13 protein-coding genes and 2 pseudogenes are annotated in these 16,239 nt (G+C 71.6%); 7 read left to right on the top strand and 8 right to left on the bottom strand.

The genetic code is table 11. The features are described from left to right. Window positions 1-129 precede the first annotated feature (129 nt). From STROP_RS21870 to STROP_RS21855, 4 genes are all read left to right on the top strand, one after another. Window positions 130-1,275, top strand: coding sequence for an ROK family transcriptional regulator (locus STROP_RS21870; protein ID WP_012015527.1), 1,146 nt, complete (start codon window positions 130-132; stop codon window positions 1,273-1,275). 14 nt (window positions 1,276-1,289) lie between these two features. After that, on the top strand, window positions 1,290-2,759 hold the full coding sequence (locus STROP_RS21865) for a M81 family metallopeptidase (RefSeq protein ID WP_012015526.1): 1,470 nt from the start codon (window positions 1,290-1,292) through the stop codon (window positions 2,757-2,759). Continuing rightward, window positions 2,756-3,745, top strand: a complete 990-nt coding sequence (locus tag STROP_RS21860; protein ID WP_018829726.1) for an ROK family protein — start codon at window positions 2,756-2,758, stop codon at window positions 3,743-3,745. Before STROP_RS21865 ends, STROP_RS21860 begins: the two co-directional genes overlap by 4 nt. Before the next feature lie 241 nt (window positions 3,746-3,986). After that, entirely contained in the window at window positions 3,987-5,420 is a 1,434-nt protein-coding gene (locus STROP_RS21855) for a hypothetical protein (protein WP_012015524.1), read from the top strand. A 200-nt stretch (window positions 5,421-5,620) separates the two neighbouring features. Here STROP_RS21855 and STROP_RS21850 read toward each other — a convergent pair whose 3' ends face one another. Further along, a complete protein-coding gene (locus tag STROP_RS21850; protein ID WP_012015523.1) occupies window positions 5,621-5,872 on the bottom strand; it encodes a FadR/GntR family transcriptional regulator in 252 nt (83 codons plus the stop codon). Window positions 5,873-6,033: 161 nt separating this feature from the next. On the opposite strand from STROP_RS21850, the pseudogene STROP_RS26235 reads away from it, so the two are divergent. The 3 genes and pseudogenes from STROP_RS26235 to STROP_RS24935 form a co-directional block, all read left to right on the top strand. Next, a pseudogene (locus tag STROP_RS26235) lies at window positions 6,034-6,455 on the top strand (hypothetical protein). Further along, on the top strand, window positions 6,452-6,691 hold the full coding sequence (locus STROP_RS21840; protein ID WP_028570139.1) for a hypothetical protein: 240 nt from the start codon (window positions 6,452-6,454) through the stop codon (window positions 6,689-6,691). The pseudogene STROP_RS26235 and the gene STROP_RS21840 overlap by 4 nt, the downstream one beginning before the upstream one ends. A gap of 85 nt (window positions 6,692-6,776) precedes the next feature. Beyond that, window positions 6,777-6,938: pseudogene (locus STROP_RS24935) on the top strand (nucleotidyltransferase domain-containing protein); the annotation flags it as partial. Between the two features lie 90 nt (window positions 6,939-7,028). Here the strand turns inward: STROP_RS24935 and STROP_RS21835 are convergent. Genes STROP_RS21835 through STROP_RS21805 form a run of 7 tightly spaced genes read right to left on the bottom strand, consistent with a single transcriptional unit; the run spans window position 7,029 to window position 16,172 of the window. Next, window positions 7,029-8,192 carry an acyl-CoA dehydrogenase family protein gene (locus STROP_RS21835; RefSeq protein ID WP_012015521.1) on the bottom strand — a complete coding sequence of 388 codons (1,164 nt, stop codon included), beginning with the start codon at window positions 8,190-8,192 and terminating at the stop codon, window positions 7,029-7,031. After that, complete coding sequence (locus tag STROP_RS21830; protein WP_012015520.1) at window positions 8,189-10,213, bottom strand: acetyl/propionyl/methylcrotonyl-CoA carboxylase subunit alpha; 2,025 nt, start codon at window positions 10,211-10,213, stop codon at window positions 8,189-8,191. Before STROP_RS21830 ends, STROP_RS21835 begins: the two co-directional genes overlap by 4 nt. A gap of 59 nt (window positions 10,214-10,272) precedes the next feature. Then, window positions 10,273-11,874: an acyl-CoA carboxylase subunit beta gene (locus tag STROP_RS21825; RefSeq protein WP_012015519.1), complete on the bottom strand. Its 1,602-nt coding sequence runs from the start codon at window positions 11,872-11,874 to the stop codon at window positions 10,273-10,275. Continuing rightward, window positions 11,871-13,037, bottom strand: a complete 1,167-nt coding sequence (locus tag STROP_RS21820; RefSeq protein ID WP_012015518.1) for an acyl-CoA dehydrogenase family protein — start codon at window positions 13,035-13,037, stop codon at window positions 11,871-11,873. The genes STROP_RS21825 and STROP_RS21820 overlap by 4 nt, the downstream gene beginning before the upstream one ends. Then, window positions 13,034-14,722 (bottom strand): acyclic terpene utilization AtuA family protein, encoded by a 1,689-nt coding sequence (locus STROP_RS21815; protein ID WP_012015517.1) that lies wholly within the window; start codon window positions 14,720-14,722, stop codon window positions 13,034-13,036. The genes STROP_RS21820 and STROP_RS21815 overlap by 4 nt, the downstream gene beginning before the upstream one ends. Further along, window positions 14,719-15,528, bottom strand: a complete 810-nt coding sequence (locus STROP_RS21810; RefSeq protein ID WP_012015516.1) for a TIGR03084 family metal-binding protein — start codon at window positions 15,526-15,528, stop codon at window positions 14,719-14,721. The genes STROP_RS21815 and STROP_RS21810 overlap by 4 nt, the downstream gene beginning before the upstream one ends. Window positions 15,529-15,566: 38 nt before the next feature. Further along, the gene (locus STROP_RS21805; protein ID WP_012015515.1) at window positions 15,567-16,172 is read right to left on the bottom strand and encodes a TetR/AcrR family transcriptional regulator; all 606 of its coding nucleotides are present in this window, start codon (window positions 16,170-16,172) and stop codon (window positions 15,567-15,569) included. Window positions 16,173-16,239 lie beyond the last annotated feature (67 nt).

The following is a 16,239-nucleotide window of genomic DNA, read 5'->3' as shown; positions in this document are numbered from 1 at the left end:
GAGGTACGATCAAAGTCGCCCGAAGGATTGGCCGAACTTCTCGCGTGGCCGGCCGGAGTCCACCCCCGACTTTGAGCTGCGACACACTGGGGCGGCGCCGGAGAACCACCCGACCAAGGGAGAGGCAACTTGGAGCCACCGATCTCCGCCACGCTGCGTGACCAGACTCTCGACCTGCTCTCCAGAGGTGCGGCCACGTCCCGCGCCGACCTCGTCGAGGCCTTGCAGGTCGCCCCGTCAACCGTCACCGCCATGGTGCGCCGGCTGTTGGAGGAGGGCGTCCTCGCCGAGGAGGGCATGGGCCGCTCCACCGGTGGGCGGCCCCCTCGGATCCTGCGCCTGCGAGAGACCAAGGGAGTCCTCGCCGTCGCGGAACTCGGCGGCAGACACGCCCGGGTGGGGTTGTGCACGCCCGGCGGCGGACTGCGCACCACCGAGGAAGTGGCGATCGACATCGCCGCCGGGCCTGAGGAGGTCTTCGCCGTCGTCGGAGCCACCTTCACGCGGCTCCTGGCGGCGACCACACCTGATCAGGTGCTGCTCGGGGTCGGCCTCGCCCTCCCGGGCCCGGTGGGGTTCCCGGAAGGGCGGTTGGTAGGCCCGGCCCGGATGCCCGGCTGGAGCGGCGTCGACGCCGGCGCACACCTCACCGATCACTTCCAGGTGCCGGTGATCGTCGAGAACGACGCCAAGGCGGCGGCGATGGGTGAGTACGTCACCCGGCGTCAGGAAACCGGCGACATGATCTACGTCAAGGCCGGCACCGGCATCGGTGCCTGCCTGGTCACCGGCGGACAGATCCACCGTGGCGGGCGCGGACTCAGCGGCGACGTCACCCACGTACGGGTAGCCGACAGCGGCGAGCGGCACTGCTCCTGCGGCAGCCAGGGCTGCCTGGAGACCGTCGCCAGCGGTGCCGCCCTGGCCCGCCAGTTGGCCGAGCAGGGCTCCTCGGCGGTCACTGTCCCCGAGATCATCACGGCGGTCGGCGACGCCGACCCGACCGTCGTGACCATGGTGCGCCACGCTGGTGGACTGTTGGGCGTGGCGCTCTCCGGTCTGGTCAACTTCCTCAACCCCGACACCGTCGTCATCGGCGGTGCGCTGTCCAGTCTCGACGTCTACGTGGCCGCGACCCGCAGCATGCTCTACGAACGCTGCCTACCGTCCATGACCCAGTCCCTGACCATCGAAGCCAGCGGCGCGGGCTCGAATGCGGCCCTCATCGGCCTCGGGCACCTGCTACGCACGACCGTCGACGTACGACCCACCTGAGGAGCCCAACCACCGTGCCTCGCCCCCTCCGCGTCGCCATCGGCGGCATTCACATCGAATCCAGCACGTTCTCCCCCCACCTGAGCACCGCCGACGACTTCGAGGTCACCCGGGAGGAGGCGTTGCTGTCGCGATACGCCTGGCTCTCGCCCACCGAGCCGTGGGCCGCCGACGTCGAATGGATACCCCTCGTGCACGCCCGGGCCCTGCCCGGCGGCGCCGTGGACGCCGCGGCGTACGAGCAATGGGCCACGGAGATCGTGGACAAGCTCGCCGCGGTCGGCCCATTGGACGGCATCCTGTTGGACATTCACGGCGCGATGAGCGTCGTCGGCCGCTCCGACGCGGAGGGCGACCTGGTCACCGCCATCCGATCGGTGATCGGGCCGGAGCCGTACATCTCGACGGCGATGGATCTGCACGGCAATGTCTCGTCGGTGCTCTTCGACGCCTGTGACCTGCTCACCTGCTACCGCACCGCCCCGCACGTCGACGTGTGGGAAACCCGGGAGCGTGCCGCGCGCAACCTTATCGAGGCGCTACGCCGCGAGCGGCGTCCGCACAAGGCGCTGGTCCACGTGCCGATCCTGCTACCCGGCGAGATGACCAGCACCCGCGATGAACCCGCACGGGGACTCTACGCGCGGATCTCCGAGATCGAGGCCCGCGAGGGCGTGATCGACGCGGCGATCTGGGTCGGGTTCGCCTGGGCCGACCAGTCACGGTGCAAGGGCGCGGTCGTCGTCACCGGCACCGACGCCACCGTCGCCGCCGAGGCGGCCCGCGAGCTGGGCGGGCATTTCTGGGCGGTCCGCGACGAGTTCACCTTCGTCGCTCCCACCGGTTCGATGGACGAGTGCCTCGACACCGCCCTGGCCGCCGTCGCCGATCGGGCGAAGCGGCCGTTCTTCATCAGCGACTCCGGTGACAACCCGGGCGCCGGCGGCGCCGACGACGTCACCTTCGCCCTCGACCGGATGCTGGCCCGCCCCGAGATCCGCGACGGCTCCCGGCGGGCCGTGTTCGCCTCGCTGGTCGACCCGCAGGCGGTGGCGCAGGTCGCGGACCAACCGGTCGGCTCCCCGGTCCGGGTGGCAGTCGGCGGGCGGGTGGACTCCCGGCCCCCGGGCCCGATCGAACTCGACGGGATCCTGGAGGCGGTCGCCGACGACCCCGACGGCGGGCGCTGCGTCAGCGTACGGGTCGGTGGGCTCAGCGTCTTCGTCACGTCCCGCCGGATGCAGTACCGGCTGTTGGCGTCGTACGCCCGGCTGGGGGTCCGGGTCGACGAGGTGGACCTTGTCGTGGTGAAGATCGGCTATCTGGAGCCGGAACTGTTCTCCGCCGCCGGAGACTGGCTGCTCGCCCTCACACCAGGCGGCGTTGACCAGGACCTCGCGCGGCTGCCGTACCAGAATGTGGAGCGGCCCATGTTCCCCCTGGACCGTGACTTCGGCGCGGACCTCGCCGTGGTGCGCGGGTGAGCGGCGTGACCCCGCCAGCAGGCCACTGCGTTCTCGCCGTCGATGTCGGCGGGACAACCATCAAGGCGGCCGTCGTCGGCGAGGGCGGCCGCTTCCTGAGTTCACTGACCGTGCCGTCACAGGCGGATGACGACCCGGTCATGGCGATCCGGTCCCTGTGCCGCCAACTGCGCGAGCACGCGCTCTCCCTCGGCAGCACACCCGTCGCGATCGGCGTGGTGACGCCGGGCCTCGTGGACGAGCGGGACGGAGTGGTGCGGTACGCCGCCAACCTCCGCCTCCGTGACGTGCCACTGCGCGCCCTCATCAGCGGCGACCTCGGACTGCCCGTGGCGATCGGGCACGACGCGCGGGCAGCCGGCGTCGCGGAGGCCACCGCGGGCGCGGCCGTCGGGTTGGACAACTTCCTGCTGCTGCCTCTGGGCACCGGTATCGCCGCGGCGGTGGTGGTGGATGGCGTCCCGCTGGCCGGCGCGACCCGCGCGGCCGGCGAGGTCGGCCACATGCCGGTCTACCCGGGCGGGGAGCAGTGCAGTTGCGGGCAGCGGGGATGCCTGGAGGTGTACGCCTCGGCCGGTGGGATGGCCCGCCGCTATGCCCGGCGCGTCGGCGGGTCGGAGTGGGACAGCCAAGCCATCGCCGACGCGGTGGGCACCGATCCGGACGCCCGCGTCGTCTGGGACGACGCGACCCGGGCGTTGGGGACCGCCCTGGCCACCCTCACCCTGGCCCTCGACCCGGCCCGCGTCGTGTTGGGAGGTGGGCTCGCCGAGGCGGGCGCGCTCTTCCTCGACCCGGTGCGCGAGGCGATGCGCGACGCCCTCGCCTGGCGGCCTCCACCCCCGGTGCTGCGCTCCGCCTTCGGCGCCCAGGCAGCACAGGTCGGCGCCGCCATCATGGCGCGGCGGAAGGCCGGGCTGTCGGTTCCCGACGGCTGGGGCGCACCCGATCTCGTACCGTCTGTCGCAGGAGAACTGTCTCACTAGCCGGTCGTGGCACGCTGTCCGGACAACCACGTGCTCCGGCCGGTCGGATAGCCAGGGATGTAGGTTTAAGAGACCTATGTCACGTTTGGGGGTTTAAGTCGGTTTAGTGTCCTTGTGAGGCTTACTTCGGGTTTAGCTCGGGATGGTTGCTACCGCCTCCGGTAGCCGAGGAACACCACCCGGTCTGCCCTCGGGGTGGCGGAGTTCCTCGCCGTTCACGGGGAAGGACACCGAGATCGCGATGAACCATCAGGACCATACCCGGGGGTACGAACCGGTCCGCCCCGACGAGGGCCGGCGGGGATCACGGTGGCGGTGGTGGGCTGTGGGGCTGGCCGGGGTGACCGGCCTGGCTCTCACCACCACGGGTGTCGCCGTCCCGGCCGCGGAGGCGGCCGGACGCCCGCTCACCTCCGCCGACGAGCGGCCTTCTGCCGACGAGCGGCCCTCCGCCGACGAGCGCCGTAGCGGGGGCGAGTCCGGCACGGGCAAGGGAAAGAAGGAGCCGAAGCCGAAGGGCGTTCCGGTCCCCTGTGACGCGGACAAACTCATCGCCGCGATCACCCTGGCCAACGCCCGCGGCGGTGCCGTGCTCGACCTCGCCAAGAAGTGCACCTACCTGCTCACCGCCACCATCGACGAGGGCGCCGGCCTGCCGGTTATCACCGCCCCCATCACCCTCAACGGCGGCAAGCACACCACCATCAAACGCGCCGCCGGTGTGGAGGAGTTCCGCATTGTCACCGTCGGCACCGGCGGTGACCTCACCCTCAACCACCTGACAGTCACGGGTGGACAGACCGACGGCGACGGCGGAGCAATCCTGGTCAACGCCGGCGGAGCGTTGACCACCAACCACAGCACCGTCACCCGCAACATCGCTGGCAGCGACGGCGGCGGAAGCAGCGGCGGTATCGCCAACAACGGCATCACCACCATCAAACACTCCACCGTCAGCCGCAACACTGCGGCAACCGCCGCTGGAGGCATCGGAAACACCGGTCAACTCGCCATCAAGAAGTCCTCCGTCACCGCGAACATGGCCAACGCCGTCGTGGGCGGGTTCGGTGGAGGTGTCGGTAGCTTCCCCGGCGGCACCACGGTCGTGACTGGCAGCACCATCAGCGGTAACCACGCCGGCGACGCTGGTGGAGGTGCCGGCGGCTTCAACGCGAACGTCACCGTCACCGACACCGCCATCACCGGTAACAGAGCCAGCAACGGCGGCGCGGTCTTCGCGGAGGGGGGAATGCTGGCCCTACGCCACGTCACAGTCACCAACAACACCGCCACCCTTCAGGGCGGCGGCCTCAGCCTCCAAGCCCTCAACGCTGCGACCGTGGCCACCGTCGCGGACAGCACAATCGCGCACAACGTCGGCAGTCTGAATGGTGGAGGTATCGTCAACGCCGCGATCGCCTTCGCCTCCACAGTCGATGTGCGGAACACCCACATCACGGCCAATCAGGCAACGTTTGGTGGCGGAATCTTCAACATCGCCGCCGACGCCACGGTCACGCTCACCAACACGAAGGTCATCAAGAACATCGCCATCAGTACCGGCGGGGGCATCCTCAACTCGGGCGGAACAGTGAACCTGAACACGGCCACCGGTACCGTCGTCGTCAAGAATCGGCCAAACAACTGCGTCAACGTGCCCGGCTGCGTCGGATAGCGGCCTGATTGCGTTGGGCTTGGAGGGCCCGTTCCTGCCGGCATGTGGTGGGAACGGGCCCGCCGGCAATCACGTGCTGCCAGCCATGTGCGGATCACCATGGGGGATCGTGCGACGGCCGTGGGACGCCGCCAACGGTGCGGCTGGCCGCGGTGCTGTCGGCTTCGCCCGTCGCGAATCCGTAACACCCGAGCTGTGTCCTAATCAGCGACGAATACGCCTACGCCGGGCAGTGTTTCGGTCTTCCCCTTGATTCGCAGTACCTGCATGGCGCGGTCTATCACTGGCTCGGTGACCCCGTAGCGCTCGATCAGCTCTCGCCGGCTGGGGAGCTTGGAGCCGGGCGGAAACTCGCCGGACTCGATGCGTTCGGTGAGGTCGTCAGCGATCTGCTCGTAGCGGTAACGCGGTGGCACGGTGTTTCCCCTCGGTTGGCAACACGAGTAGACCACCTACGTCAGCCCTTGACTACCCAACGGTACCTGTGGTAGCTTGCTTGAAGAGGTCGATTCCCCTGGTTGGCGCCTGTGAACCGTCCTCGCTGGTGTGGATGTCTGACGCTGCCAGTGCGGCCGGGCATCCACCCTCCTAGAGCTGCGGAGTGAGGAGGTGGCTGTGTGCCTTTCATCTTGGCTGGCACGACAGTCCATGGCTCAGAGACGAGCGATGCGCCGATGAGGCGAGTCACCTATGACGAGTACGTCTTGGCGGTCGCGCTGACTCTTGCGCGCCGGCATCGGCCGGTCTGGTGTTGGCGGCGCTGGCGGCGGGTCTGCCAGTGCGGCGGAGAACTTCCGTGCCGTGCCCGACACCGAATTCCGATCAATCGCGGCCACTGGCCAGCGGAGGGGATTAGTGGGTGACAGGCAGGAGCGGACGATCCTCGCGGCGCATCTCCGGGGGCCCGACGGCATGTGTGTTGGCTGTCGGGCGTGGTGGTCGCGGTTGGTGCCGTATCCGTGTTGGCAGGTGGAGTGGGCGACCCGCCGGGAGGCGCGCGCGAGTGTCGCCCGGTTCCTGGGCGTGGTGCGGTGACCACCCACGGCCCGGTTCCGCGCATCTGGAGCTGCGGCGGCTGCGGTCTGCTCTGGCCCTGTCCTACCCGGGAGCGGGAGCTCCGGGCGGAGTACGCGAACATGCCGGTGTCGTTGGCGCTCTACCTCGGCGCCTTGTTGGTGCAGGCCGCCGAGGACCTGCCCGGGACGCCCCCTGGCGCGCTGCACCGACGCTTCATCGGCTGGTCCCGGTTGTCGCCCGAAACGCGGCAGTGAGGCGGGGAGCCTCGTTGGCTTGTGATGATGCCGCCAGACGGCAGCGGCAACTGGTGCGCCTTCGTGTTCGGCCGCTCTACTCGGCGGCGTCGCGCCGATGAGCTGGGCAGACACCGAACCGGTCGACGCGGGCACACACCGGGTCGTCGATGACGGGCACCGAGTCGTGCACGATCCGGCAGGTGTGCTGGCCCGGCTGTCCGCCGCGTCCGGGACCGCGCGGCGGCACCCGGACCTCAGACCGTGACCGTTGGCGACAGGGCAGACGGTTCGCGGATGGTGCTGACCAGCACGGCACGTGTCGGTGCCGTGCTGGTCGCCGCGCGGTGGCCCGAGGTCAGTACGACTTCTCCTGGCCGAGGACGTGCTGGGCCACGAAGTTCAGGATCATCTCCCGGCTGACCGGGGCGATCCGCCCGGCCCGGGAAGCCCCGAGCAGCGTCGCCACCCCGTACTCGGTGGTCATGCCGGCGCCGCCGTGGGCCTGGATCGCCGTGTCCACGGCCAGCGCCGCCGCGTCCCCCGAGGCGTATTTCGCCATGTTGCCGGCGACCCCCGCCTCCAGGTCCCGCCCGGCGTCGTAGAGCACCGCCGCCTTCTGGACCATCAGCCGGGCCAGCTCCACCTGCACCGCCGCGTGCGCCAGGGGATGCGACACCCCCTGGTGGGAGCCGATCGACCGCCCACCCCAGACCTTCCGGGTCGCCGCGTACTCCGAGGCACGTTCGAGCGCGTACCGGCCGGAACCGACACTCATCGCGCCGATCGTGATCCGCTCCGGGTTCAGCCCGGAGAAGAGTGCCGGCAGGCCGGCGTCCAGCGACTCGCCGACCAACGCGTCCCCGGGCAGCCGTACCTCGTCCAGGTAGAGCAGGAACTGGTTCTCCGGGGAGAGGATCTCCATGTCCAGCTTGGACCAGGTCAGTCCGGCCGCGTCGGTCGGTACGACGAACAGCGCCGGCTTGAGTTTGCCCGTCGTGGCGTCCTCGGTCCGCGCCACCACCAGTACGTGCCCCGCCTGGTCGACGCCGGAGATGTAGCACTTGCGGCCGGAGACCACCCAGTCGTCGCCGTCGCGGCGGGCCACCGTGCCGAGCCGGTGGAAGTTCGAGCCGGCCTCCGGTTCGGTGATCGCGAAGGCGATCCGCTGCGAACCGTCGGCGATGCCGGGCAGGTAACGCTTGCGCTGCTCCTCGGTGCCGTGTCGGTTGATCACTGTCGCGACGATCGCGGGGGAGACCACCAGCAGCAGCAGCGGACAGCCGGCCGCGGCCAACTCCTCGCAGACGATGGCGAGTTCGGTGATGCCACCGCCCCCGCCGCCGTACTCGGTCGGGATGTTCACGCCGAGGTAGCCGAGCCCGCCGGCCTCGTTCCACAGCTCGGTGGTGTGCTCGCCGGCCTTGGCCTTCTCCACGAAATACCGGTGGCCGTACTGCTTGCCCAGCGCCCGTACGGCGTCGCGGAGCTGCTCCTGCTCGGGGGTGGGGTCGAAGTTCATGGTTGTGCCTCCTCGTCGGGGTTGACCACGGCCAGCACCGCGCCGGTCTCGACCTGGCCGCCGGTGGGTACCGGCAGCTCGGCGACCACGCCGTCGGTGGGGGCGAGCACCGGGTGCTCCAGCTTCATCGCTTCCAGAGTCAGCAGCAGGTCACCGGCGGCGACCCGTTGGCCGAGCTCGACCTGCACCCGGGTCACCGTGCCGGGCAGCGGCGCGAGCAGTGACCCGGCCGCCAGCTCCGCGCCGGGCAGCGGGAAGCGCGGTAGCTCGGCCAGGACCACCGCGCCGTCCGGGCCGTCCACGAAGATCTCCGAGCCCACCCGGTGTACCCGGTATGTTCGCCGCACCCCGGCGACGTCCAGGACGACCTGATCGGGGCGGGCCTCGCGCAGAGCGAGGGCCGGCGCCTCGCCGGCCGGCGCGGCGTCGTCGTCGGCGGCGGACGAGCCGTCCCCCGATGCCACCGACCACTCGACGAGCGCGCCGCGGCGGTCCAGGCGGTAGCGCACCTCCAGCTCCCCGCCGTCCGGCTCGGCGTAGCGGGTGACCTGCGTGAAGGCGGGCACGTTGCGCCAGCCCGAGGGGAGCCCGGCCAGCACCGGGGCGGCAGCCCGACGGCCGGCGGCGGAGGCGAGCGCCGCCGCCACCGCGGCCACGGGAAGCTCCTCCGGGGCGAGCAGCGGCGCGAAGACCTCGGGGTGCCGGTCCAGGAAGCCGGTGTCGAGGTCAACGGCGGCGAACTCCGGGCTGCGCAGGACGCGTACCAGCAGATCCCGGTTGGTGGCCACACCGTGCAGCTCGGCCCGGGCCAGTGCGCCGGCCAGCGCGCGGGCCGCCTCGCCCCGGGTGGGCGCCCAGGCGATCACCTTCGCGAGCATCGAGTCGTAGTGGATGCCCACCACCGAGCCGTCCGTCACGCCGGAGTCCAGCCGCAGGCCCGCCCCGGTCAGCGGCCCGAACTCGGTGGCCACCCCGGGGACCGTGAACCGGTGCAGGGTGCCCGTCGCCGGCCGGTACCCCTGGGCGGGGTCCTCGGCGCAGAGGCGTACCTCGATCGCGTGCCCGGTGGCCGGTGGGGTCGTACCGATCGACAGCGGGTTGCCCTCGGCGACGAGCAGTTGCAGGCGGACCAGGTCCAGGCCGGTGGTCAGCTCGGTCACCGGATGCTCCACCTGAAGGCGGGTGTTCATTTCCAGGAAGAAGATGTCACCGTCCGGGGCGAGCAGGAACTCGACCGTGCCCGCGCCGACGTAGTCGACCGCCCGGCCGGCGGCCACCGCCGCCTCGTGGAGTCGCTGGCGCACCTCGGGCGCGAGCACGCCCGGCGCCTCCTCGACGATCTTCTGGTGGCGGCGCTGGATCGAGCAGTCCCGTGCGCCAAGGGCCAGCACCGTCCCGAACTGGTCGCCCAGGATCTGCACCTCGACATGGCGGCCGCGTTCGACGTACCGCTCGATGAAGACGGTGCCGTCGCCGAACGCGGAGGCCGCCTCGCGGCGGGCGCTGGCGACGGCGTCGGTGAGACCGTCGGCGGCGCGGACCACCCGCATGCCCCGCCCACCACCTCCGGCGGCTGCCTTGACCAGCACCGGGAAACCGTTGACCTGGTCGGCCTCGGTCCAACTGGGCAGCATGGGGACGTCGGCCTCGGCGAGCAGCGTCTTCGCCGCCAGTTTGTCCCCCATCGCGGCGATCGCCTTGGCCGGTGGCCCGACCCAGGCCAGCCCGGCGTCGGTGACCGCCGTGGCGAACTCGGCGTTCTCGGCGAGGAAGCCGTAGCCCGGGTGCACGGCGTCCGCGCCGGCCCGCCGGGCCGCGGCCAGGACGAGGTCGATCCGCAGGTACGTCTCGGCAGGCGTGTTCCCGGGCAGCCGGACAGCGTGGTCAGCCTCGGTGACGAAGGGCGCGTCGGCGTCCGCGTCGGAGTGCACGGCGACCGTCTCGATCCCGAGCGCCCGGCAGGTGGTGAAGATCCGGCGAGCGATCTCGCCCCGGTTGGCGACCAGAAGTCTGCTGATCATCCGCGCTCAGTCTCCTTCGTTCGCGGCTACGTCCACGGCCTGACTGTGCTGCTCGCGCCTCACATCCGGAAGACACCGAAGCCGTCGGCGCCCCGTACCTGTCCGGTGTGGATCGCTGACAGGCAGAGCCCGAGGACGGTACGGGTGTCCCGGGGGTCGATGACGCCGTCGTCGTAGAGTCGGCCGGAGAGGAAGAGCGCCCCGGACTGGGACTCGATCTGTTGCTCGACCATCGTCCGCATGGCGGCGTCCGACTCCTCGTCGTACTCCCGGCCCTTCGCGGCGGCGGCCTGCCGGGCCACGATGGAGAGCACCCCGGCGAGCTGGGTCGGGCCCATCACCGCCGACTTCGCGTTCGGCCAGGTGAACAGGAACCGCGGGTCATAGGCCCGACCGCACATGCCGTAGTTGCCGGCGCCGTAGGAGGCGCCGAGGTTCACCGTCAGGTGCGGCACGGTCGAGTTCGACACCGCGTTGATCATGAGAGCGCCGTGTTTGATGATGCCGCGCTGCTCGTACTCGGTGCCGACCATGTAGCCGGTGGTGTTCTGGAGGAAGATCAGCGGAGTGTTGGCAGCGTTGGCGAGCTGGATGAACTGGGCTGCCTTCTGCGCCTCCGCGTTGAACAGCACCCCGCGGGCGTTGGCGAGCACCCCGACCGGGTAGCCGTGCAGCTCGCCCCAGCCGGTGACCAGCGCGGTGCCGTAGGCCGGCTTGAACTCGTCGAACTCGCTGTCGTCGAGCACCCGGGCGATGATCTCGCGCGGGTCGAACGGCACCTTCAGGTCGGCGCTGGCGATGCCGAGCAACTCCTCCGGGTCGTACCGGGGCGGCCGGGGGGCTGCCGTACGCGGCGGCGGTCCCGCCTTGCGCCAGTTGAGTCGACGTACGCACTGCCGGGCCAGCCGGATGCCGTCCCGCTCGTCCTCGGCCAGGTAGTCGGCGAGACCGGAGGTGGTGGCGTGCATGGCCGCGCCGCCCAGCGACTCGTCGTCGGCGTCCTCGCCGGTGGCCATCTTTACCAGCGGGGGCCCGGCCAGGTAGACCTGCGACCGGTCCCGAATCATGATCACGTGATCGGACATCCCCGGGATGTACGCGCCGCCGGCGGTGGCGTTGCCGAAGACCACGCTGACCGTGGGGATGCGCTCCGCCGAGAGCCGGGTCAGGTCGCGGAACACCCGCCCACCCGGGATGAAGATCTCCGCCTGGGTGGGGAGGTCCGCTCCGGCCGACTCCACCAAGTTGATCATCGGTAACCGGTTGGTCAGCGCGATCTCCCCGGCCCGCCGGGTCTTCGCCAGCGACCACGGGTTGACCGCGCCGCCGCGTACTGTCGGGTCGCTGGCAATGATCATGCACTCGACGCCCTCGACCGGACCGATACCGGTGACCACGCTGGCGCCGACCGGGAAGTCCGTGCCGTACGCGGCGACCGGAGACAGCTCCAGGAACGGGGCGTCCGGGTCGAGCAGCAGCTCGATGCGCTCACGGGCGAGCAGCTTGCCGCGCTTGTGCTGCCGGGCACGGGACTTCTCGCCGCCACCGTCGCGGGCCTGGTCCAGCGCGGAGTCCAGTTCGGCCAGCCGGGCCAGCAGCGCCTCCCGGTTCTCCCGGAAGGCCGGCGCGGCCGGGTCGAGCACGCTGTCGAGTGTGGTCACAGCCCCATGCCCTTCGCGATGATCTCGTTCATGATCTCGGTGGTGCCGCCGCCGATGCCGAGGATGCGCTGGTCGCGGTAGTGCCGCTCCACCTCCGCGTCACGCAGGTAGCCGAAGCCGCCGTGCAGCTGCAACGCCCCGTCCACCACCTCGGCGCAGGCCGCGACGGCGGCGTTCTTGGCCATCGCGACCTCGGTCATCTCCGCCTCCCCGGCGGCGACCCGCGTCGCCACGTCGAGCACGTAGGAGCGGGCCGACTCGGCGCGGGTGTGCAGCTCGGCCAGCCGGTGCCGGACGACCTGGCGCCCGACCAGCGGGCGGCCGAAGGTCTCCCGGTCCCGGCACCAGCTCAGCGCCAGCTCCACGCAGCGCTGCGCCGTCGCGTACGCCTGGGTGGCCAGGGAGATCCGCTCGGCGGCGAAGTTCTGCATGATGGACAGGAAGCCGGTGTTCTCCGCACCGACCCGATTCGCCACCGGCACCCGGACGTCGGCGAAGGACAGCTCGGCGGTGTCCGAGCAGTGCCAGCCGAGCTTCTCCATCCGTCGCCCGACGGTGAAGCCCGGCGTGCCCTTCTCGATCACCAGCAGGGAGATGCCCCCCGCGTCCGACCCGCCGGTACGCACCGCCGTGGTCACGAAGTCGGCCCGGTGCCCGCTGGTGATGTACGCCTTGGCCCCGTTCACCAGGTAGTGGTCGCCGTCCCGGCGGGCCGTGGTGCGCAGTCCGGCCACGTCCGAGCCGCCCCCCGGCTCGGTGACCGCCAGCGCGCCGATCATCGTCCCGGCGAGGGTCGGTCGGACGTAGCGCTCGACCAGGTTGCTGCCGGCGGTCGACGGAGTCTGAGTGCCGGCGCTGGCGGCCACCAGGTGCGGCAGGGCGATGCCGTGCGTGAAGAGCGCCGCCACCAGCCCGGAGGAGCCGCCGGACCGGATGATCTCCTCGGTGACGACGACCGAGTCCAGCAGGTCGCCGCCGCTGCCGCCGACCTCCTCGGGGAAGCCGATGCCGAGCAGGCCGACCGTCGCGGCCGTGGCGTGCAGCTCCCGGGGGACCTCGCCGGCCCGCTCCCAGTCGTCGAGGTGCGGCAGCACCTCCTTGGCCATGAACGTCCGGGTCAGCTCGCGGAGCTGTCGCCGTTCCGGGGTATCGACGGTCGTCATGATGCCGCCTCCGGGATCAACTCGGCCGGAACCGGAACCACACGGGAGCGGAGCAGCTCCCCCAGCGCCTTCGCCTGCGGGTCGAAGCGGGTCGTGGCCGCCACCCCCGGCCCGAGGAGCCCCCGGATCACGAAGTTGACCGCCCGCAGGTTCGGCAGCTCGTACCGCTCGACGGTCAGCGGGGCGGTCTCCGGCAGCAGCTCGGCGAGGCGCGCCACGGTCAGCCAGCCCCGCAGCCACGCCCAGGCCGTGTCGGTGCGAGCCCAGACCCCCAGGTTGGCGTCGCCCCCCTTGTCGCCCGACCGTGCTCCCACCAATTCTCCGAGCGGCCGGCGTCGGGTCGGGTACGCCGAGGGCCCCTCGCTGGAGCCCGGCGCCCCGGTCGGGGGCGGGGCCGGCCGCGTCCGGGGCGGTGGGGAGATCGGTACGCGGGTGCCGTCGGGCAGGACAGCCACGTGCTCGACCGCGTCCTGTGCGACCGTGTCGGCGGTGAACACCCCGTACGGAGTCGCGTCGCCGGGCGGTGTGGTCAGGGTGCACCCTGGGTACGAGGCCAGGGCCAGCTCCACCGCCGCGGCGGAGAAGGCCCGTCCGGCCCGCGCCTTGTCCCCGTCGCGCAGGTGGACGTGGAGCAGGGCGCTCGCCGTCTCGGTGTCCGATGTGTCGGGGTGGTCGGTGCGGGCGAGGACGAACTCCAGCCCCTCCTTGCCGACCGTCTCCTCGAGCTGCCCCCGGACCAGGGCGGCCTTCGCCGGGATGTCCAGCCCGCAGAGCACAAAGGTCATCGAGTTGCGGAAGCCGCCCAGGTTGTTGACGCCGACCTTGAGCGTCTCCGGCGGCGGCGTCCCCCGGACGCCGGACACCCGGACCCGGTCCGGCCCGTCCGGGGCGAGGTGCACCGAGTCCAGGTGGGTGACCACATCCGGTCCGAGGTACGCCGGCCCGCCCACCTCGTACAGGAGTTGGGCGGTGACCGTCTCGACGGTCACCGCGCCCCCGGTGCCCGGGTGTTTGGTGAGCACCGACGAGCCGTCGGCGTGCAACTCGGCGAGGGGGAAGCCGGGCCGGTGCCCACCGTCCGGCAGCTCGGTGAAGAAGCTGAAGTTGCCGCCGGTCACCTGCGCGCCGCACTCGAGCAGATGTCCGGCGACGGTCGCGCCAGCGAGGGCGTCCAGGTCGTTGCGGTCCCAGCCGAACCGGGCGATCGCCGGCCCGACCACCAGGGAGGCGTCGGTGACCCGCCCGGTGACCACCACGTCGGCGCCGGCGTCGAGCACGGCGGCGATTCCGAACGCCCCGAGGTACGCGTTCGCGGTCAGCGCGTCCGGCCGGCGAAGGGAGTCGCCCTCGACGTACCCGACCCGGAGGTCGAGCCCGAGCCGTTCGGCGAGGGAGCGAACGGCGGCGGCCAGCCCGGCGGGGTTCAGCCCGCCGGCGTTGGTGACGATCCGGACGCCGCGCTCCTGCGCGGTGCCGAGGGTCCCTTCGAGCTGGCGCAGGAACGTCCGCGCGTAGCCGAGCTCGGGGTCGCGCATCCGGTCTCTGCCCAGGATGAGCAGGGTCAGCTCGGCGAGGTAGTCCCCGGTGAGTACGTCCAGGTCGCCCCCGTCGAGCATCTCCTGCCAGGCGGAGAAGCGGTCGCCGTAGAAACCGGAGGCGTTGCCGACCCGCAGCCGGGCGCTCACGCCGTCGCCTGTGCCGTCGGCACCCGGCCAGCGCCGGGTGGCCCGGCGAAGGCCTGGGCCACGTCCAGCCAGGCTTCGGCGACCGGCCCGGTCGCGGTGAGGGCGAGATCGGCGCGGTTCCGGCGTTGGGTCACCAGCAGGCAGAAGTCCAGGGCCGGCCCGGTGACCCGGTCGGCGGCGTCCGCGGGACCGTAGACCCAGGTCGCGTCGGCGTGCTCGGCGGTGGGCTGTGGTGCGGTCAGTTCGACTCGGACCGACCCGGTCGGCAGCGGGCGACCGTGTGCGGCGAAGGAGTGCCGTAGGGTCCGGAAGCCGAGGTGCGCGATGTGCCGCAGCCGGGCCGTGGCCGGCCGGGTGACCTCGAGGGCGTCGGCCACATCGGTGCCATGCGCCCAGGTCTCCATGATCCGTGCGGTAGCCATTGACGCGGGGGACATCGTGGTGCCGTACCAGGGGAGCTTCTCGCCGGTCGGGGTGGCCGCGAGGGCGGCGGCGAGCGCCGTCCGGCCAGCGCGCCAGCGGGGCAGCAGCTCGGCCGCTGGGGCGAGGAACGCCTCCGCGCCGGCGTCTACCAGCCGAGCCGGGTCGGGTGCCGTGGTGACCGAGGCGTAGAACGCGTCGGCATCCGTCGCGGCGAGCTGCGCGGCGTGATCCGTCCAGGCCAGGTGCGCGATCTGGTGGCCGATCGTCCAGCCGGGTGCGGGCGTGGAGCGGGCCCACTCGGCGGGCGACAGCGGCGCCACGAGGGCGTCCAGTTCGGCTGACTCGGCGGCGAGATCGGTCAGCAGGTCCGTCAGGTCGACCATGGTGCCTCCGGGGGAGTCGGCGGTGGTGCGGGACGGGATCAGGGGGCGAGGAGCTCGGTGAGTTGGCGTTTCCAGGCGGTGAGCAGTGCGGCGCGGCGGGTCGAGTCGTCGTTGAGCAGGTTGGCCACGCCGAGGCCGCGGAGCAGGTCGAGGGTGGCCTGCACCGCCTCCCGTACGCCGGGTCGACGCTCGTCGACCTCGAGCAGGGAGACGGTCAGTCGGTGCATCTCCCGGCCGAGTCGGGCTTCCAGCGGCACCAGCGCCGCCCGTAGTTCGCGGTCGGTGCGGGCGGCGACCCACAGCTCCAGGGCGGCCACGAAGAGCGGTCCGGTGAAGGCCGCGGCGAGCAGGTCAACCACCCGGTCCAACCGCTGTGGACCGGCGGGCAGGGTCTTCGCCTCGGCGCGCAGCTCCTCCGCGCGCCGCTCGGCGAGGTGCGCGACCGCGGCGGTGACCAGGGCTGCCTTGGTGGGGTAGTGGTGAAGTTGGGCGCCCCGGGACACCCCGGCCTGGGTCGCCACGACGGTCGTTGTGGTGCCCGACCAGCCGTGCTCGACCAGGCAGGCCACGGTGGCCTCGAGCAGCCGGGTCTGGGTGGCGCGGCTGCGCTCCTGCTGTGGGACGCGGGTCGATGTGCCGGACACGGCCTCAGCGTGCCGCTCCCAAAACAAACAGTCAAGCCTGACTTTTTTTAGGTCAGGAAAAACGGCG

It is taken from the genome of Salinispora tropica CNB-440, from assembly GCF_000016425.1.
In the GTDB taxonomy this organism is placed as follows: Bacteria; Actinomycetota; Actinomycetes; order Mycobacteriales; family Micromonosporaceae; genus Micromonospora; species Micromonospora tropica.
The sequence above is the reverse complement of the archived record's forward strand: the minus strand, read 5'-3'. Positions and strand labels throughout refer to the sequence as shown.